General features: G+C 67.0%; 23 protein-coding genes and 3 pseudogenes. 16 read left to right on the forward strand and 10 right to left on the reverse strand.

The genetic code is table 11. The features are described 5' to 3' along the window. Positions 1-109: 109 nt before the first annotated feature. Positions 110-1582, reverse strand: a complete 1473-nt coding sequence (locus QP939_RS20655; RefSeq protein WP_285458435.1) for a helix-turn-helix transcriptional regulator — start codon at positions 1580-1582, stop codon at positions 110-112. A gap of 159 nt (positions 1583-1741) precedes the next feature. Between QP939_RS20655 and QP939_RS20660 the strand changes: the two genes are divergently transcribed. The 9 genes from QP939_RS20660 (at position 1742) to QP939_RS20700 (ending at position 9811) form a co-directional block, all read left to right on the forward strand. Further along, on the forward strand, positions 1742-2389 hold the full coding sequence (locus QP939_RS20660) for a bifunctional DNA primase/polymerase (RefSeq protein WP_285458436.1): 648 nt from the start codon (positions 1742-1744) through the stop codon (positions 2387-2389). 87 nt (positions 2390-2476) lie between these two features. Beyond that, positions 2477-3028 (forward strand): DUF4254 domain-containing protein, encoded by a 552-nt coding sequence (locus QP939_RS20665; RefSeq protein ID WP_285458437.1) that lies wholly within the window; start codon positions 2477-2479, stop codon positions 3026-3028. Next, complete coding sequence (locus QP939_RS20670; protein WP_285458438.1) at positions 3025-4911, forward strand: hypothetical protein; 1887 nt, start codon at positions 3025-3027, stop codon at positions 4909-4911. Before QP939_RS20665 ends, QP939_RS20670 begins: the two co-directional genes overlap by 4 nt. Next, positions 4908-5498 carry a phosphoribosyltransferase gene (locus QP939_RS20675; RefSeq protein WP_285458439.1) on the forward strand — a complete coding sequence of 197 codons (591 nt, stop codon included), beginning with the start codon at positions 4908-4910 and terminating at the stop codon, positions 5496-5498. The genes QP939_RS20670 and QP939_RS20675 overlap by 4 nt, the downstream gene beginning before the upstream one ends. A 137-nt stretch (positions 5499-5635) precedes the next feature. Continuing rightward, complete coding sequence (locus QP939_RS20680; RefSeq protein ID WP_285458440.1) at positions 5636-6562, forward strand: glycosyltransferase family 9 protein; 927 nt, start codon at positions 5636-5638, stop codon at positions 6560-6562. A gap of 6 nt (positions 6563-6568) precedes the next feature. Further along, a complete protein-coding gene (locus QP939_RS20685) occupies positions 6569-7705 on the forward strand; it encodes a hypothetical protein (RefSeq protein WP_285458441.1) in 1137 nt (378 codons plus the stop codon). Positions 7706-7707: 2 nt separating this feature from the next. After that, positions 7708-8454 (forward strand): SDR family NAD(P)-dependent oxidoreductase, encoded by a 747-nt coding sequence (locus QP939_RS20690; RefSeq protein WP_285458442.1) that lies wholly within the window; start codon positions 7708-7710, stop codon positions 8452-8454. Then, positions 8451-9047, forward strand: coding sequence for a histidine phosphatase family protein (locus tag QP939_RS20695; protein WP_285458443.1), 597 nt, complete (start codon positions 8451-8453; stop codon positions 9045-9047). The genes QP939_RS20690 and QP939_RS20695 overlap by 4 nt, the downstream gene beginning before the upstream one ends. Continuing rightward, a complete protein-coding gene (locus QP939_RS20700) occupies positions 9044-9811 on the forward strand; it encodes a TylF/MycF/NovP-related O-methyltransferase (protein ID WP_285458444.1) in 768 nt (255 codons plus the stop codon). The genes QP939_RS20695 and QP939_RS20700 overlap by 4 nt, the downstream gene beginning before the upstream one ends. A gap of 7 nt (positions 9812-9818) precedes the next feature. Here the strand turns inward: QP939_RS20700 and QP939_RS20705 are convergent, their stop codons facing one another. Further along, positions 9819-10406: an NUDIX domain-containing protein gene (locus QP939_RS20705; protein ID WP_285458445.1), complete on the reverse strand. Its 588-nt coding sequence runs from the start codon at positions 10404-10406 to the stop codon at positions 9819-9821. Between the two features lie 50 nt (positions 10407-10456). Between QP939_RS20705 and QP939_RS20710 the strand changes: the two genes are divergently transcribed. Beyond that, positions 10457-10720 (forward strand): hypothetical protein, encoded by a 264-nt coding sequence (locus QP939_RS20710; RefSeq protein ID WP_285458446.1) that lies wholly within the window; start codon positions 10457-10459, stop codon positions 10718-10720. A gap of 21 nt (positions 10721-10741) precedes the next feature. Here the strand turns inward: QP939_RS20710 and QP939_RS20715 are convergent, their stop codons facing one another. Continuing rightward, positions 10742-12037 carry an IS256 family transposase gene (locus QP939_RS20715; RefSeq protein ID WP_434219660.1) on the reverse strand — a complete coding sequence of 432 codons (1296 nt, stop codon included), beginning with the start codon at positions 12035-12037 and terminating at the stop codon, positions 10742-10744. 226 nt (positions 12038-12263) lie between these two features. Here QP939_RS20715 and QP939_RS20720 point away from each other — a divergent pair, with 226 nt between their 5' ends. Then, positions 12264-13511: an IS110 family RNA-guided transposase gene (locus QP939_RS20720; RefSeq protein ID WP_285458448.1), complete on the forward strand. Its 1248-nt coding sequence runs from the start codon at positions 12264-12266 to the stop codon at positions 13509-13511. 259 nt (positions 13512-13770) lie between these two features. Here QP939_RS20720 and QP939_RS20725 read toward each other — a convergent pair. The 7 genes and pseudogenes from QP939_RS20725 to QP939_RS20755 form a co-directional block, all read right to left on the reverse strand. Next, positions 13771-14433 (reverse strand): annotated as a pseudogene (locus QP939_RS20725) (ISL3 family transposase); the annotation flags it as partial. Positions 14434-14464: 31 nt separating this feature from the next. Then, positions 14465-14770, reverse strand: a pseudogene (locus QP939_RS20730) (integrase core domain-containing protein); the annotation flags it as partial. 7 nt (positions 14771-14777) lie between these two features. After that, on the reverse strand, positions 14778-16139 hold the full coding sequence (locus tag QP939_RS20735; protein WP_434219661.1) for an IS30 family transposase: 1362 nt from the start codon (positions 16137-16139) through the stop codon (positions 14778-14780). After that, a complete protein-coding gene (locus tag QP939_RS20740) occupies positions 16052-16876 on the reverse strand; it encodes an IS3 family transposase (RefSeq protein WP_285458449.1) in 825 nt (274 codons plus the stop codon). Before QP939_RS20740 ends, QP939_RS20735 begins: the two co-directional genes overlap by 88 nt. Continuing rightward, complete coding sequence (locus QP939_RS20745; protein ID WP_285458451.1) at positions 16873-17190, reverse strand: transposase; 318 nt, start codon at positions 17188-17190, stop codon at positions 16873-16875. The genes QP939_RS20740 and QP939_RS20745 overlap by 4 nt, the downstream gene beginning before the upstream one ends. Positions 17191-17239: 49 nt before the next feature. Next, positions 17240-18115, reverse strand: a pseudogene (locus QP939_RS20750) (ISL3 family transposase); the annotation flags it as partial. Positions 18116-18237: 122 nt separating this feature from the next. Next, positions 18238-20085, reverse strand: a complete 1848-nt coding sequence (locus QP939_RS20755; RefSeq protein ID WP_285458452.1) for a sigma-54-dependent Fis family transcriptional regulator — start codon at positions 20083-20085, stop codon at positions 18238-18240. 320 nt (positions 20086-20405) lie between these two features. Here QP939_RS20755 and QP939_RS51830 point away from each other — a divergent pair, with 320 nt between their 5' ends. The 5 genes from QP939_RS51830 to QP939_RS20775 all read left to right on the forward strand — a co-directional run bounded on the left by QP939_RS51830 (position 20406) and on the right by QP939_RS20775 (position 25075). After that, positions 20406-20762, forward strand: a complete 357-nt coding sequence (locus tag QP939_RS51830) for a VOC family protein (protein WP_352251970.1) — start codon at positions 20406-20408, stop codon at positions 20760-20762. Between the two features lie 28 nt (positions 20763-20790). After that, positions 20791-21975 carry an LLM class flavin-dependent oxidoreductase gene (locus QP939_RS20760; protein ID WP_285458454.1) on the forward strand — a complete coding sequence of 395 codons (1185 nt, stop codon included), beginning with the start codon at positions 20791-20793 and terminating at the stop codon, positions 21973-21975. 82 nt (positions 21976-22057) lie between these two features. Further along, positions 22058-23224: an acyl-CoA dehydrogenase family protein gene (locus QP939_RS20765; protein ID WP_285458455.1), complete on the forward strand. Its 1167-nt coding sequence runs from the start codon at positions 22058-22060 to the stop codon at positions 23222-23224. Further along, a complete protein-coding gene (locus QP939_RS20770) occupies positions 23221-24282 on the forward strand; it encodes an acyl-CoA dehydrogenase family protein (protein ID WP_285458456.1) in 1062 nt (353 codons plus the stop codon). Before QP939_RS20765 ends, QP939_RS20770 begins: the two co-directional genes overlap by 4 nt. Further along, positions 24275-25075, forward strand: a complete 801-nt coding sequence (locus tag QP939_RS20775) for an enoyl-CoA hydratase/isomerase family protein (protein WP_285458457.1) — start codon at positions 24275-24277, stop codon at positions 25073-25075. Before QP939_RS20770 ends, QP939_RS20775 begins: the two co-directional genes overlap by 8 nt. Positions 25076-25115: the final 40 nt, after the last annotated feature.

Genomic DNA, 25115 nt, shown 5'->3' on the forward strand with positions numbered 1-25115 from the left:
GAAACAGCGAACCACACCGAGTCAATCAGCGGGCCAGCCATAGGTGGCCCGCTCACTGGCCGGTCGGTGGCCTGCTGAGTGGCCCACCGACTGCCCAGTGCTTGCGGACTTAGCCGAACAGGACCTTGCGATTCATCCAGGCAAGGTGCAACGCCGCCGCCGCACCGGGAGAGAGGCGCTTGGACTCGCTGAGCCACGTCAGGGTGTTTTCCTCGAACGGAAATGCCCGCGCGGGCATGGAGCCCTCGGAGTTGGTCTCAACGGCGTTGGCGAACAGTTCGTCGTAGGTGTCCGGGGCGATGACCGCGACGGTGAGGATGTCGCCGGCGAGCGTGAGTGCGTCGAGAGTGACACCGAGGCAGAACACGCGGATGTGACCGTCACGCAGCGCCTCGTCCATCGTGGTGAACGGTTCCAGCTTGTCGTATCGGATCGGCTTACCGGAGCCGTCGTACTCGTCATGGCCCAGCAGTTCTTCGGCGTACTCGCGCTGGATGTTGCGCCAGATCGAGAAGTCGGCCGCGACTGCGGCCGGGATGACGGAGGAGGGCTGGAAGATGCCCGCGGGCAGCAGGTGTGCCATCCCGCCGCCGCCTGAGACGCGGGCGGAGTCACGCTGGTGAAGGACGACGCTCGGGCTGTCGCCGCCCCTGATGGTCAGGGTGCCGATCGCTCCCATGAGCGGTCGGCGGCCGAGGTCGAACGGGTCTGCGATCAGCTTGCGGAATGTCAGCCGTCGCATGGAGGCGCGCGGCATGACGGTTTCCTGGTCGCCGTCGATGGCGAGGTGGTGTGCGGCGAATTCGTGGGCGAGCGCCTCGTTGGTGTCGACCGCGTCGAAGAAACACATCTGCCCGAAGTGCATGCTCGGCTGGGTCCAGTCGAGTCCGAGCAGGCGGAAGCACAGCCGGTTCTCGAACAGGCGTGGTGCGGCGAGGTCGCGGATGGCGTCGTGGTAGCTGCGGTATCGGGCGTCGATGGTGGCCAGCGGGCGAACCGGGCCGCTTTCAGGTTCTTCTCCGGTGATCGTGGGCTCGGCGACCACGGAGTCCAGTGTCAGCGTGATCTCGTCCAGCGGGACGGGCTCGGCAGGAATCCAGGTGGGCGCGCTGATGACACCTGTGTTCTTCAGTCCTGGCACGCGATGGTCGCGGTACAGCGCCTCGGCGAGCACAGCGAGGTCGCGGCGATGCTTGCCCAGGGCCGACCGGACGTGGCGCCACTCGTCCTGGTCGCGCTCGACATGCGGTTCGGTCGTTGCGGGCACGGAGGCAAACGTGAGCGGCGCGGGAAGGGGCTCGGTCTGGTCCTGCTCGGGTCGGATAGAGCGCGGCCTGCGGAAACCGAGTTCGTCGCCCGCACAACCGAAGAACTCGGCGAGCAGTCGGCGATAGAAGGGCTGTGGCCACACGACTTCACCGCGCTCCCATCGACCGATGGTCTTGCGCGTGATTTGCGGGTGCTTGCCGTACCTGGTGGCGAGGTTGGTCAACTCGTCGGCCAGGTCCTGCTGGGACAGCCCGCCCCGCTCGCGCAGGGCGATCAGTACGGTGTTCGGTATGCGGGGCTCGTCGGGTGACACAGGATCAACGGTAGGGCGTGCCACACCCGCAGATCAGGAATGTCCCCCCAATGTCCCCGATCTGGCCCAACTGTGGGCGCTCGCTGTGGTCGTGTTCGTCCCTGCTGCCTGGTGAACTCGTAGCCGTAGTTACACCACGTCAGCCGGAGGCGACTACCAGTGAGTGATCGTATCGACGCCGCTCGGCGACCGACGAGCGCACCTCTGGTGCCGGGGATTCCGGGACTGGCCTGGGCCGAAACGCGTGCCGCCGCCGTCGACCTGGCGCGGCACGGCTGGCCCGTGCTGCCGGGAACCTACCAGCTTGCCGAGCACGGGGCCTGGCTGGGCAGGTCCGGCGCGGCAGGGCTGGAACCGGTCGCCGCGCTGTGGCAACTGGCCACGACGACCAACCCGGACGTGGCGATGGAGTGGTGGACACGGCGGCCGTATTCGGTGCTGCTGGCGTGCGGAGCCGGGGTCGACGGGGTGGAGGTACCCGCCGTCCACGGGCAACGCGCGCTGGGGCAGCTCTCGCCAGCCTGGCGCGGTCCGGTCGCCGTCACGCCCTTCGGTTCGTGGTTGTTCTTCGTGCGCAGCGACGATGAAGGGCTGCGTCCTGAGCTGGCCGCGAACGCACATGCGCAGTTGCACGCGAGCGGGGCGTGGTTGCCCATCCCGCCCACGGCGCGTGATGGCCTGCCGTATCGCTGGCAGGTGCCCCCGGACACCGTCGGCTGGGCGCTGCCCGCCTCGGCCGAGGTTCAGCGAGTGCTGATCGCGTCGCTGAGCCGTCAAGCCAGCGGCACACGACCCAGCCTCGCCTGAGTAAGCCGCGCCTGCGCCGAGGATGCCCCGACCGCCCTCGGCGCAGGCGCACCCACGCCCAAATCGACCGAAGGGGAGGTGCCGATCATGGCCGACAGCGGTGAACAGGTCACACAGCACGTGACGCGTGTGCGGGAGATCCTGCCGCGATCTGCCTCGATCATCGAGGCGTTCCGCGACGCCAGCAGCAGAGACCATCCCGGCCAACTCGTCCTCGACACGGCGAACGAGCTGGCGGCCCAACACGGGCAGCAGTGGCAGGCCGAGGATGTCAGCCGCGCTTCCGGTGCGTCCGCTGACGCCATCGCCGAAAGCAAGCGACTCATCGACGACCTCAACGCCAAACGCGTGGCTCTGGTGGAACGGATCGACGAGTGGGTGACGGCCCAGGTCCACAGCCGCGCGGACGCCTCCCTGCACACCGAGACCCTCGGCTCGGTCGTTGACCGGCTGGCGATCGCGTGGGTCCGTGCGAACAGCCTGATCAACACCAATGACGCAGGCGATCGAGCCCGCTTGGCTCTGCGGCAGCTCGCCGAGCTGGCCGACGCCTACGACGACCTGATCCGCGACGTCGCCACCGGCCACCGACGGCTCCCAGCGTGGCGGCCCCTGAAGACCTACCGGAGCGCATCGTGACCGCAGAGGCACATCAACACCTGTCGGTGTCGCTCAACGGCGTCGACAACGTCGGGAAGACCACGCAACTCGCCTGGCTGCAGCGTGGGATGCCCGATGCCCACCTCGTGGGCACTGTGGATGCCTGGGATTCCCGATGGCGCGAGGTCGCTGCCGGCGACTTCGCCCACTGGTGGTTCGTCGGCTCCACCACGGCCGAGCACGTCGGACTGATGCTGGGCAGCCACGTCGCCCGCCGCGCCGCGAGCGGTCCGCTGGCACTGGAAGACCGCGGCTTACCCATGCTCCGGGCGACCTGCGCCGCCACCGCCGCGCTCAAGGACGGACTGTCCCCGACCAAGGCGCTCCGGCTGGTGGACCGCCTCGCGGCCGATCTCCCGGCCGCCGCGCCCCGACGCGAAGTCCACGTGCTGTTACGCCGGTCCGGTGACCCCGCGCGGGAAGCGGCGGAGGCGCTGCGGCGCGAGCCGAGACCGGTCAACGAACGGTACGCCGCCTATCAGCGCACGCTCGCGGACGTCCTGTCCGTCCAGGTCGAACGCGGCGACTACCACGCTGTGCTCGACCTCGGCGACGCCCCGATCCTGGATGTCCAGCGAACGCTCCGGAGGCGCCTGACTGACACGGGTGTCAACGTGGAACCGTTTCTCGACGACATGTTGGAACGGCTGTGGGTGCTGGGCGGCATGTCAGAGAGCGGCAAGAGCACGGTCGGCGAACTGTTGCGCGACGAGCACGGCGTGACCAGGTTGAAGATCGGCTATCTGGTGGAAGTCGCCGCCATGCGGGCTGGAGTCACCGACCCGTACGAGCGCTGGTCGGAGCGTGAGCAGGCGGAGCACCTCACCGAGGAAATCCTGCGGTTCGCCGAGACGACCAAGGCACGCACGATCAGCCTGGAGAGCGCCCACCGCTTCGAGGCGACCGCGCACCTGAAACGGGTCTGGGGTGACCGCTGCCAGATCGTGTACGTCGATGCGGACACGACCGTCCGGGCGAGTCGCGCGGTGGAGAGCGAGTCCCGGTTGCGTGGCCGCGACGCGACCAAGCGCGAACGCGGCGCGGACCGGATCGCCAAAATCGCTGATCACCTCATCGACAACTCTGGGCCGCTGAGCGCGCTCAAGCTCGCCGTGAGCCGAATCGCGTCGACCGTGGACCTGCCCAGGGTGATGCTCCACGCGAGTGGGCCGGTAACCCAGAGCGGGTGGTTGGGGCAGGCCGTCAACCACGTGTGTGACGAGCAGGTCGCGCTCGTGCTCGCCACCGGCAGCACGGGGACCACGAGCTGGCGGGACGGGTGGAGCGATCTTGATCTGCTCGTGGTTCGTGACACCGCGCCCGCCAGGTGGCTGCGCGACGTTGCGGGCACCCTTCCCGCGCCCGACGGGATCAAGGTGGGCCTCAGCGTCTTCACCACCGCCGACATCGACGCGCTGCGGGTGCCACCGCGCGTCGTGCAGTCGCTGCGCCGCGCCACCCAAGGGGTCGGCGTGCTCTACCGGCGAGCGGACCATCTGCTGCCGGTGCCGGCCGCAGCACACGGCGATCGCACCAGCCGGGGTGAATTGGGACTCGTGCTGATGACGACCCGCCGACTCCTTGCCGCAGATCAGCCGGACGTGCGCGCCGTGCACAAGCACCTGGTGCTGCTCGCCAAGATCGTGCTGCGCGCTGACGGACACGACCTCCACGACGCCGATGACGTGCTCACCGCGTTCCGCGAGTTTCACCCCGCCGCCGAATGCTCACCGCCTGAGCTGTCCGACCTCATCCGTCACCCCGGCGATCCGGTCCTGCGCGGACAACTCGTCGACGCGACGGACCGACTGTTGGCCTACCTCGACCGACTCGACCACACCATCGTGAGGACCAGCGAATGACCACCGAAGACCTGCTTGCAGGGTCGAGCATGCGCACCGTTCCCGAAGACCTCGCCTATCAGGCCCGGCGCGTGCGCCGTCTCGGCGTGCCCCCGCAGACTCGGGATGTCCGGATCGTTCACGAGCTGGACGGCATCCTCGACCAGGTCCACCCGGCGACGTTGCTGCGGACCGGTGGCGCGCTGTGGGACGCGTGGTCGCGCCACCCGGAATTCACGGCCCCGGACCTCCTGCTCGGACTGGACGCGGGCGGCATCCTGCCCACCGTCGCCGTCGCACTTGCCGGCGACCTTCCGTACCGCCTGGCCTGGAAGCTCGATCTCGACCTGCCCGACAAGCGGCGCTTCAGCGAACCCCATGCCCGCCGTACCGAGGTGTTCACCTACGGCGACCTCACGGGTACCCGCGTGCTCATCGTCGATGACGAGATCACCACCGGGAACACGCTGGCCAACCTGATCACGGTGCTCCGCGACTCGGCCGTGGAGGTGACCGGCATCGCGTGCTTGATCGAGGACACCACCGGCAACGCCCGTCCGCTGCTGGAATCGCTGGGAGTACCGCTGTGCACCCTCACGCGACTGTGAGCCCGTGGACGATCGAGCCGGTGACACGGCGACGCGGCGGGCCAGTCATCGTCCCCCGCCACCACGCACCCCTGGCTCGCGCGCTGCCGTTTCGGCGCGCGGCCGGGGAACTCCCGTCCTACACCAGCGGGGCGGACGTGATCGGCGAACGCGGCTGGTCAGTGGTCCTCGGTGACCGCGGCTTCGGTGATGTTCTGCTCGCGCTCGGACTCGTTCAGGCCCTCGCCGACGGGACCGGACGCGACGCCGAACTCCACTACGAGGGACCACGTCCACGCCTGATGCAACAATGCCGGCTGCCGTTGAGCACAAGCCTCGCCGAAGGCCCGCACACCGTCTACACCAGGCACGGTAAGGGATTCACCTTCCACGCGATCCCCGAACGACCCCAGGCGTGGCTGGACATCCTGGACGACGAACTCGTGGAGGTCCACGCCGCTCTGCCGATGCGGTACTACCTCGCCGCCGAACAAGCCCTCGGCGTCCGGCTCCCCGCCGACCGCGCGCCGCTTCCGACCTTCAGATCGAGCGAGCAGGCACGACCGTTCCACGTCGTGTTCGTCTCGGCGACCAGTTGGCCAAGCCGCAAGGACTACGGCGCAAGCGGTTTCGCCCGCATCTCGGCTGTCCTCGCCCAGCGGTTCCCCGCGCCGTGGACATTCACCTTGATCACCAGTAGCGGTGCCGAGCCTATGACGTTCGACGGCATCGAGGTTCTGGCCGGGTTGGATGCGGTGGACTGCCTGGACGTGTTCGCGTCGGCCGAGGTCGTGATCGGCAACGACACGGGCCTGACCCATCTGGCCGCGCTCACCGAACGCCCGGACGGAACCGGCCCACATGCGATCGGGCTCTACGGTCGCCACGCCCACACCAAGTGGACCACCGGGACCGCACGGCACCACGCCATTGCCACCACGTTCTCCCAGATGCTGGCCTTCGCCGACCGCTGCCCTGTGCGCGACCACCTGGACGACGCGCTGTGGTCGCAATCGGCGAGCCTTGCCGACATCCCGGCCGAGATCATCGCCGAGTTCGCAAGCGACCTCGCCGGATGGTGGTGACTGCTCATGCTGAGGATCACCAACCACCGACGCGTCACGGCCAACCACACCTGGCACGTCGACTGGGCCGGACACGCGCTGTTCGTCAAGGCCAACCCGAACACCGACGAGGCCGGCGCCGAATGCGCAGGACACGCGAGCATTCGCGAGTTCTACCCGATACCGCGGCTGCGTGGCGCGCGACGAGTCGCCCGCTGGACAGTGCTCGCCTACGACCGGTGGCCGCACCTCGACCACGACAGCGGCCTGCTGCTCGACGAGATCACCCACGCCGACCTCACGGCCGACATGGCGCGACTCGATACCTGCCTGACCGCCGTGTTCCGCCACTACCAGCACGTCATCGGCGGCACCCTTCGACCCACGACCAACGGGGAGACGATCAGCAAGCTCTACGGCGACCGCGCCGCTCCCGACGGCCGTCTCGACCAGTACTACAGACCCAACGCACCGTGGCCGATCACCAATGGAACCCGGAGAATCCGCCCACAGGATCTGGCAGACCTGCGACTGGTCGTCAAGGGCCGCGAGCACGCCGTTGACTTCGCCGACCTGATGACCAGGCTGCGGGTCCACTTCGCCCGCCACAGCCCGGTCTGGGCCGCCATCACCCAGGGCGATCCCACCGACATCAACATCGGCTGGTCGCCGACAGGTGGACCGGTGTGGTTCGACTACGACACCGGAGGACTCAACTCGCTACCCGGCGAGTTCGCATGTTTCCTGCTCTACCAACGCCTCCACGGCGCATGGCTCACACCGCACTACAACCGCGCCGCGTTCGGCGATCACCCCTCCTCACTCGCCCAGGCGACCCTCGCCGAGCCCGTCGTCCACGTCGAGCACACTCGCTCGGCGCTGGTGATCGACTATCGGCACACGCCCAGCCTGGCCCGCCGACATGTCCTGCGCCGCTACCTCGACGAGATCATCCTGCCCATCGCCCGCCATCTCGGCATCGACGACCTGATGGCGTGGATGCGCCCATACCTGGTCATGCGGCTGCTCGCCGTCTACCACCTCGCCGACCTCGAACCCCACGACGCCGCGCTGTCGCTGGCCCTACTCGCCCAAGCACTGGACCCGGACACCACCCTGCCGGACTTCCTCGCCCTCACACCATCAGATGCGGAGGTCAACTGACCGTGGCCCGTCCCGTCGCCATCGTCACCGGAGCCGGTTCCGGCATCGGCGCGGCCATCGCTGCGCGCCTCGCCGACCGCTACGACCTCATCCTCACCCACCTCCACGACGACCCGGATCTGCACAACGTGCTCGCCACCGTCGAACAACGCGGCGCTGCCACAGCGGCGATCACGGGCGATCTCACCGACCCGATGACGATCGACACGCTCGCACACGAAGTCGAGCACGCCGCCGACCGGCTGGAAGTCCTCGTGTCCAACGCCGGCGCCTATCCGCGCATCCCCTGGACCAGCCTCGACCTGGACACCTTCCGCGAGCAGATCGAGATCAACCTGATCACTCACGCGGCGTGTGCCCAGCTCGTCACCCCGGCCCTCACGACGCGCGGCCACGGCCGCATCATCACCGTGTCCTCGGTGCTCACCCAACTCGGCCGAGTCGACCTCGCCGCCTACATCGCGGCCAAGAGCGGCCTTGAAGGACTCGTCCGCGCCCTGGCCCGAGAACTCGGACCACACGGCATCACCGTCAACTGCGTCCGCGCAGGCTCCATCGAAGTACCCGCCGAACACGCCGTCGTCCCCGACCACGCCGCGATGATCGCACGACAACTCGACCGACAATGCATCAAACGCCGGGGGCACCCCGACGACATCGCCGCCGCCGTCGACTTCCTCGCCTCCCCCGACGCGGGGTTCATCACCGGCCAGTGCCTCACCATCGACGGGGGCTGGTGCATGACATGACCCCCGCCGCGCTCTGGATGCGCCACGGCACCTGCGACGACGGGCTCTGCCGCCCCGGCGCCCACGCCCGCCCCGGTAGCCCACTCACCATCGCAGGCATAGTCGAAGCCGAGCTGACCACCCGCGAGCTGCACCAGCACCGCTGGCAACCAACGCTCATCGTGTCCAGCCCACTGCGGCGCGCCCGACAAACCGCCGCCATCGCCGCCAGCGCGCTGGACACCCGAATCGCCGAACCGATCAGCGCGTTCGCCGAATGGCGAGCCCCGCACTGCGTCCTGGGCCTCGCCCCCAACCAGTACCCACCCGACTACACCACTTGGCGGCAACAGCGCGCCGACAACCCGGACAGCGCCCTGCCCGGAGGCGAAAGCCTCCGCGCGTTCACCGAACGCGCCCTCGAAGCCGCAACCATCGCCGGTGACCTCGCCACCGAGCACGGCCCCGTCCTGATCGTGTCCCACCGGCTGCTCATCGGCGCCGTCGCCGCCCTGCACCACGGCTACCGCCACCCCGCCGACATCTTCGGCTACGCCAGCGACTTCCGCCTCGCCCCCGCCCAGCTATGGGAACCACCCAGGGAGACCACGTGATCAACGATCAAACCGACGACCGGCTCTTGCCCCACGAATCGGACCACGAGCGAGCCGTCCGCCACCGCCTCGCCGACCTGCTGTCCGACACCCCCATCCCGCCCGAGGAACTGGTCGACAACCTGGCCCTGTACCTGCGCAGGCAGCCGCTGACCGACCTGCTCTCCCTGGACGCGCTCTACCGGATGATCCTCAACGTGCCCGGTGTGATCATGGAGTTCGGCGTGCACCGCGGACGCCACCTCGCCGCCCTCACCGCCCTGCGCGGCGTCTACGAGCCGTACAACCCGCACCGCCGGATCATCGGCTTCGACACCTTCACCGGCTTCCCCGACGTGACCGACATCGACACCACGAGCCCCAGCGCCGTCGCCGACCGGTTCGCGCTCACCGACGGCTACCCACACCACCTGCGCGACGTACTCCACGCCCACGAACAGGGCGAACACCTCGGCCACATCAGGCGCACCCTCATCGTCCAGGGCGACGTGCGCGAAACCCTCCCGCGCTACCTGACGGACAACCCACACACCGTCATCGCCCTGGCCTACTTCGACCTCGACCTCTACGAACCCACCCGCGACACCATCGACGCCATCCGGCCGTACCTCACCAAGGGCAGCGTGCTCGCCTTCGACCAACTCGCCCACGCCAAGTGGCCAGGCGAAACCGCAGCCCTGCGCGACACCCTCGGCACCGACCACGGCACCCTGCGAACGCTTCCGGGCCGCGCCACCCCCGCCTACATCCGCTGGGGCGCGTAGTCGCAGTTCAGGCGACCGCGCCCGCCTCGACCAGCAGAGCCTCCCGGTTGGCCAGGATGAACTCCTTCAACGCGGTCGGCTTCAAGTCGATCGACGCGAGATCGTCGCCCCGAAGGTCAACCCGGTCCAGGTCATACCCGCCGCGCGACGGGTCGCTGAACTCCGGGCCGCTCCGGGCCGACTCGTCCAGGCTGGCCAGCCGCGCCACAAAGAAGTGCTGCACAGCGACTCCACCGTCCGACGGCGAGCTGAACAGGAACACCTGCGAGGCGTCCGTGGCCTTCGCGCCCAGTTCCTCCGCCAGCTCCCGGTACAGAGCCGCCTCCACCGAGGGGTCGGTGTCCTCGACGCCCCCACCGGGCGCGGTCCAATACGGCGCCTGCCCCGGCTTCGTGCGCTTGATCAACACCAGCCTACCGAGATCGTCGATCAGGATTGCCCGTGCTGCGCGTCGTCCCACTGTCACCGTCAACTGCTCCGTCACGCGACCCAGCTTACGGCTCGCCGCGTCGCCCGATTGCGGCAGCCACGTGATCGAAGACCCGTCCGTCGCAACGGCAAGGACCGGCACTCTACGCTGGCCCGGTGACTTCACGTGTCGAACTCGATCTACCCCCGGCGGGAAGCTCGCTGCCGTTGAGCGACTTGGAACGGTTCGTCGAGCAGGCCCGTCACGCAGGCGCGGGTGCCGACACACCGGTCATCGCGGTCGCCCCCAACCAAGACCCCGACATGACCATCGCGCTGCGCGTCGAGTTCGACAGCTCGATCGCCGAGCGCGCCGATCTGGACGACTTGCTCGGCCTGCTCGGCGAGATCGAACGCAACGACGGCGACGCTCACGCCCAGCACCGCGCCATCCGTGAGCTGCGCCGACACCTGACAGGCCACACCGGGTCTATCCCGTGATCGGTGTTTCTGGCGTTTTGGTTAGTAGGTTTCGGCGGCCGGCCAGCGGTCACCGAAGGTGATGGCGAAGGCGTTGAGTACGGGTTTCCAGCGCATCGTCCATCGGGCGCGGCCTGTGCCGGTGGGGTCCAGGCTGCGGGTCACAAGATACAGACATTTCAGGGCGGCCTGCTCGGTCGGGAAGTGGCCGCGGGCCCGCACCGCGCGCCGGTAGCGGGCGTTGAGTGAATCGATCGCGTTGGTCGAGCAGATCATTTTCCTGATCTCGACGTCGTAATCGAGGAACGGCACGAACTCGGTCCAGGCGTTGCGCCACAGCCGGACCAGCGCCGGATACTGGGTCGACCATTTATCGTCCAGCTCCTGTAAAGCGGCTTCCGCCGCGGTCGCGTTGGGGGCCTCGTACATGGCTTTGAGGTCCCGTTTGAGGGCGTCGGTGTATTTCCGGGAGGTGAGTCGGAACGAATTGCGGATGAGGTGGATGATGCAGGTTTGCACGATCGCCTGGGGCCACACTTGTTCCACGACCTCGGGAAGGCCTTTCAACCCGTCGCAGACGAGGAAGAACACGTCCTTCACGCCGCGGTTTTTCAGATCGACCAGGACGCTCATCCAGAATTTGGCGCCCTCGCCGCCGCTGCCGGCCCACAGGCCGAGCACGTCCTTGCGGCCGTCCACGGTGACGCCGATGGCGGCGTAGAAGGGCCGGTTGGCCACCTGGCCGTCGCGGACCTTGACCACGATCGCATCGATGAACACCGCGGCGTAGACGGCGTCAAGCGGGCGGCTGGCCCAGTCCTGCATCTCCGCCACGACTTTGTCGGTGATCCGGGAGATCGTTTCCTTGCTCACCGAGGCGCCGTAGATCTCGGCGAAATGCGCCGAGATTTCCCCGGTGGTCATCCCCTTCGCATACAGGGACAGCACGATCTCGTCCACATCGGTGAGCCGGCGTTGCCGCTTCTTCACAATCTGCGGCTCGAACGTCGATTCCCGATCCCGCGGAACCTCGATCTCCACCTCGCCGGCCGCGTCCGAGAGCACCGTCTTCTTCCGTGCACCGTTACGCACATTCGTAGAATCACGACCGCGCTCAGCGCGGTGTTTTTCGTGGCCGAGGTGCTCGGTCATCTCCTCGTTCAGCGCGGTTTCCAACACGTTCTTGGTGAACAGCTTCAACAGCCCGTTCGGGCCGGTCAGCTCCAGCCCCCGCTGCCGGGCCTCGGCCACCATCGCCGCCGCGGCGGCCTGCTCCGGCGACAACTGCCGCGCCGGCTCGGCATCACTCTTACGTGGAGTCACAGCCCCAGATGTCATCACTCACAGTGCCCATCCCGCCGGACCTTCGGCCCGGCGTAGTAAGGGAACTATGCCGATGCGAGTTGATCACGGGGACGTCCTCCTGATGTCGTGTGCGAGCTTGCAGTCCCAGGACATCGAGGAGGACGTCATGCCCCACGGTAGTGGCCTGTCGCGTGGTGACAAGCGCCGAAACGAGCGGTTGGCTCGGTTGCGGGCGCTGGTACCACCCCAGAACGCGATCGTGGGGATCGATCTGGCCGATGAGAAGCAGGCGATCGTGGTGACCGATCACGATTCGCGGGTGCTGGCGCGCAAACGGGTCCGGGCCAAGGCGTGGCGGCTGGGTTCGGTGCTGGAATGGGCCCGTGAGGTGGCGCGCCGGCACGGATTCGCCGATGTCACGGTGGGCTGTGAGCCGACCGGGCACCGGTGGCGCGTTCTTGATCAGCTCGCGGCGGGGTTGGGCATGCCGCTGGTGTGTGTGCAGCCGCTGCTGGTCGGGCGGGCCCGGGAAAGCGAGGACTACACCCGGGACAAGACCGACGACAAGGACGCCGTGCTGATCGCGCGGCTGGTCGGTGACCTGCGCTGCTACGTGCCGGAACGGGCAGAGGAAACCTGGGCGCGGCTGCGGCACCTGGGCGCTCGGCGGGAACGGCTGGTCGCCGCGGCCACCGCGAACGTGCAACAGCTGCGCGACCTGCTGGAATGCGCCTGGCCAGCGGTGCTGGGCTGCGCGGCCAAACCGTTCGAGTCGAACAGTTGGTGCGCCGCGCTGACGGTAGTGCTCCACCGCGGCAACGGCCGGCCGGAACGGCTGGCCAGAATGGGGCTTGCACGGTTTCTGCAGGCAGTCAACCGTGAAGTCGCGCACTGGGGCGGGCGCCAGATCTGGCGGCGCATCGTCAGCGCCGTCTTCACGGCGCTGACCGACCAGGCGGGCGTAAGCGCGCAACGAGCCGGCGCGTTGGAACGGGCCTGTTTCGTGCTCGCCGACTGGCATGCGACGAAGCGTCGACTGTCGGAAGTGGAGGCTCGTATGGTCGAGGTCCTCGACCAGCTTGAACTGACCGACCTGGTCAGCTCCATCCCGGGACTGTCGACCGTGGGCGCGGCCGCGATCCTGGCCGAAACCGGGGATCTGACCCGGTTTGACAGCCCGCGCGCGGTGGTCAAACACGCCGGGCTATGTCCCCGCGAGAACAGCAGCGGCACCAAGGACGGCCGGACCCGCATAGCTCGTCGCGGCCGTCCCAGGCTGCGCTTGGCCGCATGGCGCGCAGTCTGGGGCGCCCAAGCGAACAACCCGGTGCTTACCGCTCGCTTTTATCATCTGACCACCCGGCCGGAAAACCCGCTCACCACCGGGCAAGCCCACGCCGCGCTCGCCGCCGCACTGCTGCGCTGGCTGCATGTCATCATCACCCAACGCGTCCCCTGGAACGAACAGATCGCCAGCGGACGCATCGATCTTTCCGCCGCCGCCTGAGCCAGGCCGCGGCGGATTCCAGGGACGGGCCAAGCTCCACCCGGCGTTGAGGACCGACCTCGACCGACACCCTGAGCAGGCCCGCCGTCTCCTCCCCAAACTCGATTGCACGCTGTCGGGTCAGCAACCCCATTGCCAGCTACGTAGAGCCGAGGAGCCGGTGAGCCCCCGATCCCCACTTGACAAATTCGTCTTACGCTGGTGTCGGGCCAGAAACACCGATCTTGGGGCTCTGTCGCACTTTCGGTGGTGGTTCTGCTCAGCCCAGCAGGATTCGGTGGCGTAGCAAGGAGAAGCTGGCGCGGCCGCACATTTGTCGTTTGATCATTTTCGTGCGTGTGTTGACGCCTTCGGTTCTGCCGTTGTGGTGCGGCAGAGTCAACGCGGCGCTGACAGCATCAAAGTCCTGATTGAGTCCGCGAACGAAGGAATGCACGTGCGGCAGGTCGACGTTGCGTGCCGAGTGCATCCACTGCTGCAGCTTGCCTGGGTTGGTGTGGTCAGGCTTGAGCAGGGCCGCGAACGCGCCGACAAGGCTGCGTAGAGCGGTGGTCTCGGGACAGGCACTGGTGATCTGGTTGAGGCGTTCGCGCTGGTGGTCGGTGAGGTTGTCTGGTTTGGTCAGGAGCAGTCGAGCAGCGCGTCGAGGCGAGAGGTGCTGCTGTTTGTCCTCAGCTCGGCCCTGGTTGAGGTAGCGGGTCAGGAGGTTCGCGCTGCCTGGGTAGCCGAGTTCGCGGATCTCGCGCAGCAGTTGCGTCACAGACACATCGGGCTGTTGCGCGCGTCGCGATCGAAGGTGATCACGGTAGGGGTCCACGAGTGTGGGGCGGTATTTCGGTACGCGCTGTAGGCGAGTCGGTTCGCTGGCGCGGGCGTAGCGTTTGACGGTGTTCAACGACAAATTCAGTCGTCGGGAGCACTCATGTCAAGCCCCGGGTTTGATGGAGACTGGATTATCTGGTTTCCAGGGTTGCGGTGACCGGGTGGGTCATCGCGTGTAGTGCCTCGTATTCGGTGGGTGGGAGGTGTCCGAGTTCGCCGTGGAGGCGTCGGTTGTTGTACCAGTCGATGTACTCAACGGTTGCGATTTCCAGGTCGTCAAGGCCGCGCCAGGGGCCTCGGTTGCGGACGAGTTCCGCTTTGTAGAGCGAGTTGAACGCCTCTGCCATCGCGTTGTCGTAAGAATCTCCTTTGTTGCCAACGGATGCGACCGCGCCGGTGTCGGCGAGCCGCTGGGTGTAGCGGATCGCCCGGTACTGGGCGAGTTCAATCAGTCGTTGCAACGCCTGATTGTTGTAACGAGCGTAGCTGCTCGGCGAAGACTTCGGTTGGGGTCTTCCAGCCGAGGATTTTGCGGGGCCTGTTGTTGATAGCCAGGGCGACGGCTTCAAGGTCCTCGGCGGACCAGCGGGACAGATCGGTGCCCTTGGGGAAGTACTGGCGCAGCAGACCGTTGGTGTTTTCGTTGCTCGGACGCTGCCAGGGCGAGTGTGGGTCGGCGAAGAAGACTTTCGTACCGGTATCGAGCGCGAACTGGGCATGACCGGAGAGTTCTTTCCCGCGGTCCCAAGTGAGGGTCTTGCGGAGCTGCTCGGGTAGCTTCGTGATCGATGTCGTCAGCGCGGCGTCCATCGCGATGGCGCCGTAGCCGCCGAGCGGTGGCCCGTTTTTCACAGGTGGTTTCTCGCCCCAGCCCTCCAGCCGTGGCAGATGCACCAGGAGCGTGGATCGGCTGCTGCGCTCGACGAGTGTGCCGATCGCGGACCGACCGGTCCCGATGATCAGATCACCCTCCCAGTGACCCGGGACCGCGCGATCGGCAGCCTCTGCGGGACGCTCACTCAGGACGACATCTGCGGTGACGTGCCCTTGCGGCTTGTTCTGCGACCGCGCTCGGGGCGTCCGCAATGCCCGGCCCGTGCGCAGGCAAGCGACCAGTTCCCGTTTGAGCGCACCACGTCCCTCGATAAAGAGCGACTGGTAGATCGCCTCGTGGCTGATGCGCATGGACTCATCATCGGGGAAGTCAGCTCGGAGCCGGTGCGAAATCTGTTCCGGGCTCCACGCTGTTGCCCATCGCCTGTCTTGCCGATGCGGCTTGTTCAATCCTTTCCACGCCGGCGGCTCAGGGCCGGTTACGATCGTCCCGTCGGGTCGACGGACGGCGCCGGCGAGGCGGTTCTGGACGTACTCACGCAATCTGTCGTTGCCTGCCAGCTTCGCAATTTTCGGGCGCTTCGCAGCTTGCTGTGCCTTCCATTGCGCCACCACAGCCCGATAAACCTGCTTCCCGCTCCTGGTCGCCGCGTTGCGGCGCAGTTCGCGTGAAATCGTTCCCGGGTCGCGTCCGATCCTGCGAGCGATCCCGCGCACGCCGACGTCCTGGGCGCGCAACAACGCGATCTCCTCACGCTCGGCGAACGACAGGTAGCGACCCGTTGGTTCGTCCAAACTGATCGGCGGCATGCCGCCAGCGTGGCGGAACCAGCGGGACCCGACCGGCCATGACACGCCAACCGCCTCCGCAGCCTCGGCTGTCGTCACGCCGGAAGCGATCCGCCGCCAGAAATCGCGCTGCACCGCCCGAGACGGCTCCGGTCGCCCCGGTGAACGCATCGGCGGCCGCATCGCCCGATCCGCCGCCCACTGCCGTCGCGCCCGTGCCGAAGCCTCAGGTGTCTGCTTTCTTCCCCGTCCCATCGCACACTCCCGCGATCGCGGTGTTGCGACGACCGGTTGAATCCGCCCTGCACTCCGCGGTCGCTGTGGTGGACCAGTCCCGCCAGGTCGGTGCCGTTGGTCTGACGGCGCCAGATCGCCATCTGCAGCGCGTCCAGGGCGAGGTCGGTGTAGAGGCTGGTGGCGACCTGCCAGCCGACGATCAGGCGGGAGAACACGTCCAGGATGAACGCGGCGTAGACCCAGCCGTCGGAGGTGCGGACGTAGGTCAGGTCCGCGACCCACAACTGGTTCGGTCCGGTGGCGGTGAAGTCGCGTTTGACCAGGTCACCCGGCCGCCTGGTCTCGGCGGCCGGTCTGGTGGTGCGCGGGGACTTGTCTCGCAGCAGCCCGCGAAGCCCGGTCTCGCGCATGAGTCGCTCGACGGTGCACCGGGCCACCTCGACGCCATGGCGGTTCAGCTCGGCCCAGACCTTGCGGGCCCCGTAGACGCTGTAGTTGTCCTCGTGCACCTGCTCGATCTTCTCGGTCAGCTCCCGGTCCCGCGCCGCGCGGACGGACTCGGGACGGGTCTTGGCGGCGTAGTAGGTCGACGGTGCGATCTCGGCGGGCGTGTCCTCCAGCGCCCGCAGGACCGGCTGGACACCGTGGGTCTCCCGCTGGGAGTCGACGAACTCGACCTTCATCGCGACGGACGGTCCAACTCCGCTGCGAAGAAAGACGCCGCTGACTTCAGAATCTGGTTCGCCCGCCGCAGCTCACGCACCTCGCGTTCCAGCTCGGTGACCCTGGCCGCCTCGGTCGTGGTCGTGCCCGGCCGCACCCCGTCGTCGGTCTCGGCCTGTTTCACCCACGTCCGCAACGCCTCCGGATGCACACCAAGTTGGTCAGCGATCCGCTTGATCGCCCCACCAGCCGACCCAGGGTCCCGCCTGGCCTCAACCGCCAAACGCGTCGCCCGCTCCCGCAACTCATCCGGATACTTCCGTGGTGCCGCCATAACAGTCGATCCTCCGGGTGTTCGATGTCTCCATCAAACCCGGGGCGGGACACTCAAGCAGTCCGAGGCCTTGCTTGAGCAGCCCATGCACCTGATGCCAGCGTTCGATCGTAGTGCGCGCGAGCGGCCCGTCCTGGACACCGGTCGCTCCAGCCCAGCAGGCTGAGTGAGAAGCCACCTCTTTAGCCGCTGCTTCGGCCAGGCCGTGCCACAGATGCCACCGGTCGCAGACTTGCACCATGGCGGGACCGGCCTCACATACTGCTTGTGCGTAGGTGTTCGACCCGTCGCGGCACACGATGTCGACTCCGGGATGGTCACGTAGCCAGTCGGCGAGAACACCAGCGCCGCGCCCGGGCAACACATCGATCCGGGCACCAGTTTCAGCGTCGATCACCACCGTGGCGTACTGACGGCTCCGCCGTAACGCGAAGTCGTCGATTCCCAACACCCGCGGCACCGAACGGTCAGGCAGCGCGATGCCCAACAACGCACGCAGGGCCGCATCCTTGCCCGCGGCAATTCCCAGCGCGGGTAACAACCGAGCCGAAGCGCGACCGGCGAGCTCCCTTACGACGCTACGCAGCTGGTCCCTGAGCCGTACCGTGCGCCGTTGATAACGTTCCAGCACACCAGGGACTTGCTCGCGGAACGTCTGCCGAGCGCAGCTCTGCATGCGACAGCGCATCCGTCGCACGCGGACACGGATCAGCACACGCCGCCCATCAATGGGGACATCCGCTGGCACCCGCTCGTGGAAGGCATGCACCTGCCGCGTGGGAGTCCCGCATGTCGGGCATTGCACCGCGCCACCACGAGTGCAAGCGCGAACCACGATCATCTCATCGGCGTCCTCGATCTCGTCGATCGACAACGCCGCCAACCCAGAAAACACCGTCCCGATCAGGTATTCAGCATCAATCATGGTTGATCTTGATCAAGCCAAGATCCTCTACAGGCCGACGACACGCCCGACCAACCACCGGAAGTACGACAGAGCCGATCTTGGAACAGTCCCCTATCCGGAAGATCCGGGGCCCCTCACGCTCACACTGGCGTTCCTATGTGGAGTTCCTGGGCGGTGGAGATGCCGAGGGTACGGATCTTGCGGTACAGGGTGGCGCGGCCGATGCCCAAGATTCTCGCCGCTTGGGTCCGGTTGTTGCCGACGCTGGCAAGTGTTTCGATGATCAGTTCGCGTTCCGACTGCTCCATTACGGATAGTCGTCGTTGGTGTGCACGCTTGAGCACCCAGGTCGGTAGGTGGTGCGGTTGGATCTCCTGGCCATCGCTGGCGTTGAGTGCGGCGGCAAGGGCGTCTCGTAACTCGGCGATGTTGCCCGGCCATGGGCTACGCATCAGCGCTTGGAGCGTTGGCAGGCTGCAGTGTGCGGTGGATTGACCGGCGAGTTGCGTGAGCAGGACCGGCGTCAGGTCGGCGATGTCCTCGGTGTGCTGGGCCAGCGGCGGTACCCACAGGTGGTGCGGGTAGGACGCGAGGGCTTGTTCGAGCCGCTCATGGGTGTGAGAAGTCGTTTGGGCGGTGACGATGAGTCGTCCGGTTGTCGGCGCGGACGGGGGGCTGGTCGCCGCAAGGGCCCGCAACTGCGCCTGCGCCTGCGTCGGCAGGTATTCGATTCGCCGTACGATGACGTTGTCACCCTGCTCGAGGGTTTCGTTGACCCGGATGATCAGGTCCTTGGTCGCGGCCTCAGAGGGGTCGGCGGCGTTGAAGACGCGCAGTCCCCGCGCCGGGCTGGACAGTTCATGCAGATACTCGGCCAGGTAGAGCTTGCCGGTGCCCGGCTCGCCGGTGATCGCTACCGGATCGGAAAGCTGAGCCACTTCCTGGATACGCTTGATGACGCGGCGCCACTGTGGGCTGCGTCCCGGTGGAGGTGTGCTGCCGGTGCTGGTGGCCGTCACGGATGGGGGGTAGCCCGCGCTGACGTGGCGAGACCGGATCGGATCGAGGTACAACACGACCCCGGCCGGGTGGTGGGCTGCGGTCGTGACGGGTTGGCACCGGACACGGTACCGCCCGTGCGTGAGGTCGACACTTACTTCGGAGCGCTGGTTACGGGCCAACCGCGTGGACGCGTCCCAGAGTACCGCCTGGTCGTGAGGAGTGAGATTGCCGCTGGCGATGGGGTTGGTGAGGATCATGTTCGTGTTGAGGCCGAGTATGGCGCCTCGATGCCGACGGCGGGCCAGGGTGAACGCCTCGACGAGGGCGACGTCGGCGGGGGACGACAGGTGGCTCAACCGGGTTTCGATGTGCTGTACCGATTCGGAGAGTAGAGCGGGGATGAGCGGATTGTAGTCGTCCGCGAGGCAGGTGATGTCGAGAACTCCCTCGACCGCTCGGGTGACGGGGTTGTGGATGGGGACCCCAACGCACGACAGGTGGCGAAGGAAGTCCGCGTAGTGTTCTTCGCCGCGAACCGCGACCGTTCGAGCTTCCTCCAGGACTGTGCCCAACCCGTTGGTGCCGGCGTACTCCTCCGCGAACGCGAACCCAGGGGCTGCGTCCGCGTTGTCCAGTGCGCTGTACAGCGGCTTCTCGCCAACCCAGCGCCGCACAATCCGCGCCTGCCGGTCGGCGAGCAGGATGCTGGTGGGGGTGTCGGCCAGGGAACTGGCGAGACGATCCACCACCGGCGTGGCCGCCCTCAGCAGTCGGCTGTCACTGTCGAAGTCCGGGTCGTAGGGCAGTTCAGCCTTCTTGTCAGGGGCGATCCCGCAGGCTGCGGACCGGCGCCATGACAGCGCGATCTCGGCACGTACGGAGAGTTGCGGAGGCTCGTGGCGTGCCTCAGGTGTGGCCGTGCCGCCTGAGGCACGGCCACCGGGTGCGACTGAGGTGGGCTCCATTGCCTGCACTCCATCGTCCACGGGGTGTGACGTGTTCGTCCAACCAGAGTAGGCCGGAACCCCGTTGGCCCGAGTGTCTCATTTTGAGACACAGGTCACCTTAGCTTGACTCGCCTTGAGCGTGCCGGGTCCAGAGGTCGTTGACCTGCCTTCGGCCATCATGTGCCCGACACGCTGCGAAAACACGCGGTCGCCCCGCTCGACCAGACACGAAGCATGGCCGTTGTCTCACATTGATACGCCGTCCTCGTCCACATGGCGGGTAACAATCTGTTTCCACAGGTGAAACCTCAACCCACCTCGCGTGATCGGACGAATGGAGTTCGGACGAATGGAGTGTTGTGTCTGATTCGAAGTGTGAATTGCGGTCTATCCTGCTCCCCGCATCCAATCTGGAAAGGTCGTTGGCCTTTTACCAAGATGGATTGGGGCTCGCTGTCCGGATGCGGGATCGGGACGTCTATGCCGAACTCTCCGCTGGGTCGATAAAGCTCGCCTTGGCGACCCCGGCAAACCATCCCGTGCCGGAGACGGCGCTGCCTGTGTTCCGGAGCGAGGACGTCTCGGTTGCGGTATCCCGGCTGCTGGCGACCGGTGCGACCGTGTTGTCCGGGCCGGTGGAGGGGGCGCACGAGATTCGGGCGGTATTGCGGGATCCCAGCGGGAACCCCTTCGTGGTCTACCGAAGCCGGGCTTGACCAGTTTAACCGATGTGAGGAGTAGTTTATGAAGGAGATTTTGTTCTACCTGCCGGCCGTGGGTAGTTATGACCAGCTGAAGAAGGGCTTCGCAGGGGTCAACGACAAGAACTACCAGAACATGCTCTTCCAGATCACCAAGCAGGCGCAGCTGGCTGACGATCTCGGGTACTGGGGTGTCGCGTTTACGGAGCACCATTTCCACATCGAAGGCTTCGAGGAGTCGAACAACCCGATCCTGCTCGATCTGTACATCGCGATGCAGACGAAGCGGATCAAGGTCGGGCAGATGGCGAACGTGCTGCCGTTCCAAAATCCGATTCGGCTGGCCGAGGACCTCGCGATGCTCGACCAGATGACGGGCGGACGCTCCTTCATCGGGATCGCCCGGGGCTATCAGAAGCGGTGGGCGGACGTGCTCGGGCAGACCTACCACGTCGGCGCCACGTTCTCCGACAAATCGGAACGCGATGTGGCCAACCGCCAGCGGTTCAACGAGCACTGGGAGATCATGAAGGCGCTGTGGAGCGAGCGCACAACGTCTCTGAAGACTGAGAACTGGCAGGTTCCGCCGCCGGGAATCGATTTCAATCACGAAGCGGTGAATACTTTTGGCGGTGGCCAGGACGATCAGGGCGTGATCACCGAGGTCGGCATCGCCCCGAAGCCGTACCAGAAGCCGTGGCCGCAGGTGTTCCAGCCGTTCAGCTTCAGCGAAGAGTCCTTCCGGTTCTGCGCCCGCGAGGGCATCGTCCCGATCGTGATGAACACCAATAACGAGGTCATTTCTCGACTGCTGGACGTGTATCAGGAGGAGGCCGAGGCGGCGGGTCGCGGAGCGCTCAAGCGCGGGGAGGGGGTGGGCATCTTCCGCGACGTGCTGGTGTCACGAGACGCCGATGAGGCCCATTACTGGGCCCGACGCGGTAATGGTTTCATCTTCCCGAACTGGTTCGGGCCGATGGGCTTTGCCGAGGTGATGCGGAATCCCGGCGAGACCGGCCAGATCGGGTCCGACTACGACACCCTGTGTGAGCGTGGTTTCGAGTTCGTCGGTACGCCTGACGACATCAACCGCCAGATCGAGAAGTTGGTGTCGCAGCACGACCCCGAGTATCTGCTGCAGTGGCAGTACCCCGGCCCGGTGCCGCACGACGTGCAGATGCGCAGCATCGAGCTGTGGGCCTCCGAGATCGCTCCGAACTGGCTGTGAGGCACGTGACCGCCGCGGCCGGACCATTCCCCTCGCCGACCGGCCGCGGCGGCGGATCCCTCTGTCACAACAGGAGACACTGATGAGCAGCCGCGTTCTACCGATAGATGTGGTGCGGGTTCCGCCCGGTCTGGAACCGCTCCGGGCCGAAATACGTACGTTTCTCGATTCCGAGATCCGGCGAGGTGCGTTCACCCCACAATGTGACTCCTGGTTGACCGGCTGGGACGAGCCGTTCTCCCGGCGGCTGGCCGAGCACGGGTGGATTGGCATGACCATTCCGCGCCGGTACGGCGGGCAGGGACGGACGGTGCTGGATCGGCAGGTGGTACTTGAAGAGCTCCTCGCCGTGGGGGCCCCGGTGGCGGCGCACTGGATTGCTGACCGCCAGACGGCGCCCTCGCTGCTGCGCTACGGCAGCGAACAGCAGCGGGCGGAGTTCCTGCCTGAGATCGCGGCGGGACGCTGTTACTTCGCCATCGGCATGAGCGAACCTGACAGCGGCTCCGACCTGGCTTCCGTGCGGACACGAGCGGTCCGAGTGGCTGGCGGTTGGCGGCTGACCGGGACGAAGGTGTGGACCAGCGGAGCACATCGGGCGCAGTGGTTCTTCGTGCTCGCCAGAAGCGCACCGGATACCGGAGATCGGCACGCCGGGCTGAGCCAGTTCATCGTGAACCTGCGTGCCGAGGGTGTCACCGTACGGCCGATCCGGCTGCTCACCGGTGAGCACGAGTTCAACGAGGTACGGCTGGACGGAGTGTTCGTCCCGGATCGGTACGTGCTGGGTGAGATCGGCAGCGGTTGGGGCCAGGTCACCTCTGAGCTGGGTTATGAACGCAGCGGACCGGAACGCCTGCTCACCACCTTCCCCCTGCTGGCCGCGCTCGTCTCCGAGGTACGCCGACGCGCGGACCGAGACCCGGCGGCGGTCGCCGAGATCGGCGCGCTCACGTCCCGCCTGCTCACCCTGCGGCAGTTGTCGTTGTCTGTCGCCGGAATGCTCGCGGCGGGCAAACCCGCCGACGTGGCCGCCGCGCTGGTCAAGGATCTGGGCACCCGGTTCGAACAGGAGGTGGCCGAGCGGGCGCGGATGCTCGCCGACGAGATGCCGGATCCGGACGCGGCGCCGGGCACGTTCACCGGCCACCTGGTTCGCGGTCTGCTTCATTCCCCCGGATACACCCTGCGCGGTGGCACCAACGAGGTCCTGCGCGGGGTCGTCGCCAAGGCGTTGGAGCGCGCATGAACGAGGAGTTGCAAGCGATCGCGGCGACCGCGGCTCAGATCTGCTCGGAGTGGACGCCGGAGGCCGCAGCCCAGTACTCAGGCGGGTGGGCAGACGAGGTATGGGACTCCTTGACAAAGGCGGAGTTCACCATGCTGCCGGTGCCCGAGTCCTCTGGCGGGGCCGGGGCGGGGCTGGCCGAGGCCGCGGTCGTGCTGCACGAGATCGGACGCGCCGCGGTGCCGGTGCCATTGGCGGAGACGGCGCTACTGGCAGGGTGGCTACTGGCTGCGGCCAGCCGGACGGTTCCGACCGGTCCGCTGACCGCGTCGGCGCCCACGGACATGGCAGTCGACCGATGCCCCGGGGGGTACCGGTTGACGGGGAAACTGTCCAGGGTTCCCTACGGCCACCTGGCCGAGCGGGTCGCGGTGCTGCTTGACCGTGCCGAGCCGCTGGTGGCGATCCTGAACTCGCCGAGGGAAGCGTGGGAACGTGGCCGTAACCTGGCCGGAGAGCCCCGGGATACTTTGCTGCTGCAGGACACTTTCGTGCCGGGCGAGGACGTCACCGAAGTGGACGCCACGATTTCCGGCAGGGCATTTCGGGTTCGCGGTGCGCTTGGCCGGGCACTGCTGCTCAGCGGGGCCATGGAAGCCGCACTCGATTCGACGATCACCTACGCCGGGCAGCGGGAGCAGTTCGGCCGCCCGATTTCCCGGTTCCAGGCCGTCGGCCATCACCTCGCGGCGATGGCCGGGGAGGCGGCGGCCAGCACCACGGTCGCGATGTCGGCCGCCACAGCTGGTCAGCAACCGGACTGGATCCTCACGGCAGCGGCCAAGGCGCAGGGCAGTCGTGCCGCGGGCGTGATGGCGCGACTGGCCCATCAGGTACACGGCGCGCTTGGCTTCACCGACGAGCACCCGTTGCGGCTGATCACCACCCGCTTGTGGTCATGGCGCGACGAGTTCGGCAACGAGCGGTTCTGGGAGCGGGAACTCGGCGCGGCTGCCTGCGCCGCACCAGATCTGTGGACGCTTGTGACCGACCCGACGGAGGTGCGCGCAAATGGCTGACCTGGAGTACTCCCGGGCTGACGCGGTCGCCACCATTCTGCTCAACCGCCCCGAGCGGAAGAACGCCTTCACCCTTCAGATGGTGCGTCACTGGGCGGACGCGCTGCACGAGGCGGCCAAGGACGATCAGGTGCGGGTGGTGGTGGTGCGTGGTGCGGGCGGCGCGTTCTGCTCCGGTATCGACCTCGATGAGTTGACCTCCGTGGATCCGGCGCCGCTGTCGCGCCGGCGGATGCTCACCGACGAGGTACACCGGGTGGCACGTGCCCTGGAGGACCTGGACAAGCCGGTGATCGCGGCGGTACAGGGAACGGCGGTGGGCGCCGGTCTGGACATGGCGCTGATGTGCGACATCCGTCTGGTCAGCGAATCAGCCCGGTTGAGCGAAGGCTACATTCACGCGGGCCTCATCCCAGGCGATGGTGGCTGCCTGTGGCTTCCCCGGCTGGTCGGCGTCGGCCGCGCACTCGAACTCCTGCTCACCGGCGACGTGGTAGACGGCCCGAGGGCGGAGCGAATCGGACTCGCCAACCACTGCTACCCCGACGGCGAATTGCTCACCCGCACCTACGAACTGGCTGCCCGCCTCGCAGCGCTGCCCCCGGTGGCGGTCGGCTTCATCAAGCGTGCGACATACGAGTCGTTGCACCTGGACGTGCGAACGCACTTGAACATGATCGCCTCACACATGGCCGTCGTGCAGTCCACGGAGGACTCGGCCGCGACGTTGGCGGCGCTGCGCGCCAAGCGGAAAACAGGTGTCAAACGATCCGAGCCCAAGCTCCCAGAGTGAAACGGTGTCGACAAATGCGACAGATGCAATGTCACGAGCG

Origin of the sequence: Amycolatopsis nalaikhensis, assembly GCF_030264295.1 — a bacterium.
In the GTDB taxonomy this organism is placed as follows: domain Bacteria; phylum Actinomycetota; class Actinomycetes; order Mycobacteriales; family Pseudonocardiaceae; genus Amycolatopsis; species Amycolatopsis nalaikhensis.

Bases quoted from the DNA above. Each gene is read 5' to 3' on its own strand.
- QP939_RS20665 (WP_285458437.1), top strand. From the start codon at position 2,477: ATGGCCGACAGCGGTGAACAGGTCACACAGCACGTGACGCGTGTGCGG.
- QP939_RS20715 (WP_434219660.1), bottom strand. From the start codon at position 12,037: ATGACATCTGGGGCTGTGACTCCACGTAAGAGTGATGCCGAGCCGGCG.
- QP939_RS20770 (WP_285458456.1), top strand. From the start codon at position 23,221: ATGAACGAGGAGTTGCAAGCGATCGCGGCGACCGCGGCTCAGATCTGC.
- QP939_RS20685 (WP_285458441.1), top strand. From the start codon at position 6,569: ATGCTGAGGATCACCAACCACCGACGCGTCACGGCCAACCACACCTGG.
- QP939_RS20760 (WP_285458454.1), top strand. From the start codon at position 20,791: ATGAAGGAGATTTTGTTCTACCTGCCGGCCGTGGGTAGTTATGACCAG.
- QP939_RS20740 (WP_285458449.1), bottom strand. From the start codon at position 16,876: ATGAAGGTCGAGTTCGTCGACTCCCAGCGGGAGACCCACGGTGTCCAG.
- QP939_RS20675 (WP_285458439.1), top strand. From the start codon at position 4,908: ATGACCACCGAAGACCTGCTTGCAGGGTCGAGCATGCGCACCGTTCCC.
- QP939_RS20775 (WP_285458457.1), top strand. From the start codon at position 24,275: ATGGCTGACCTGGAGTACTCCCGGGCTGACGCGGTCGCCACCATTCTG.
- QP939_RS20765 (WP_285458455.1), top strand. From the start codon at position 22,058: ATGAGCAGCCGCGTTCTACCGATAGATGTGGTGCGGGTTCCGCCCGGT.
- QP939_RS20735 (WP_434219661.1), bottom strand. From the start codon at position 16,139: ATGCGGCCGCCGATGCGTTCACCGGGGCGACCGGAGCCGTCTCGGGCG.
- QP939_RS20695 (WP_285458443.1), top strand. From the start codon at position 8,451: ATGACCCCCGCCGCGCTCTGGATGCGCCACGGCACCTGCGACGACGGG.
- QP939_RS20745 (WP_285458451.1), bottom strand. From the start codon at position 17,190: ATGGCGGCACCACGGAAGTATCCGGATGAGTTGCGGGAGCGGGCGACG.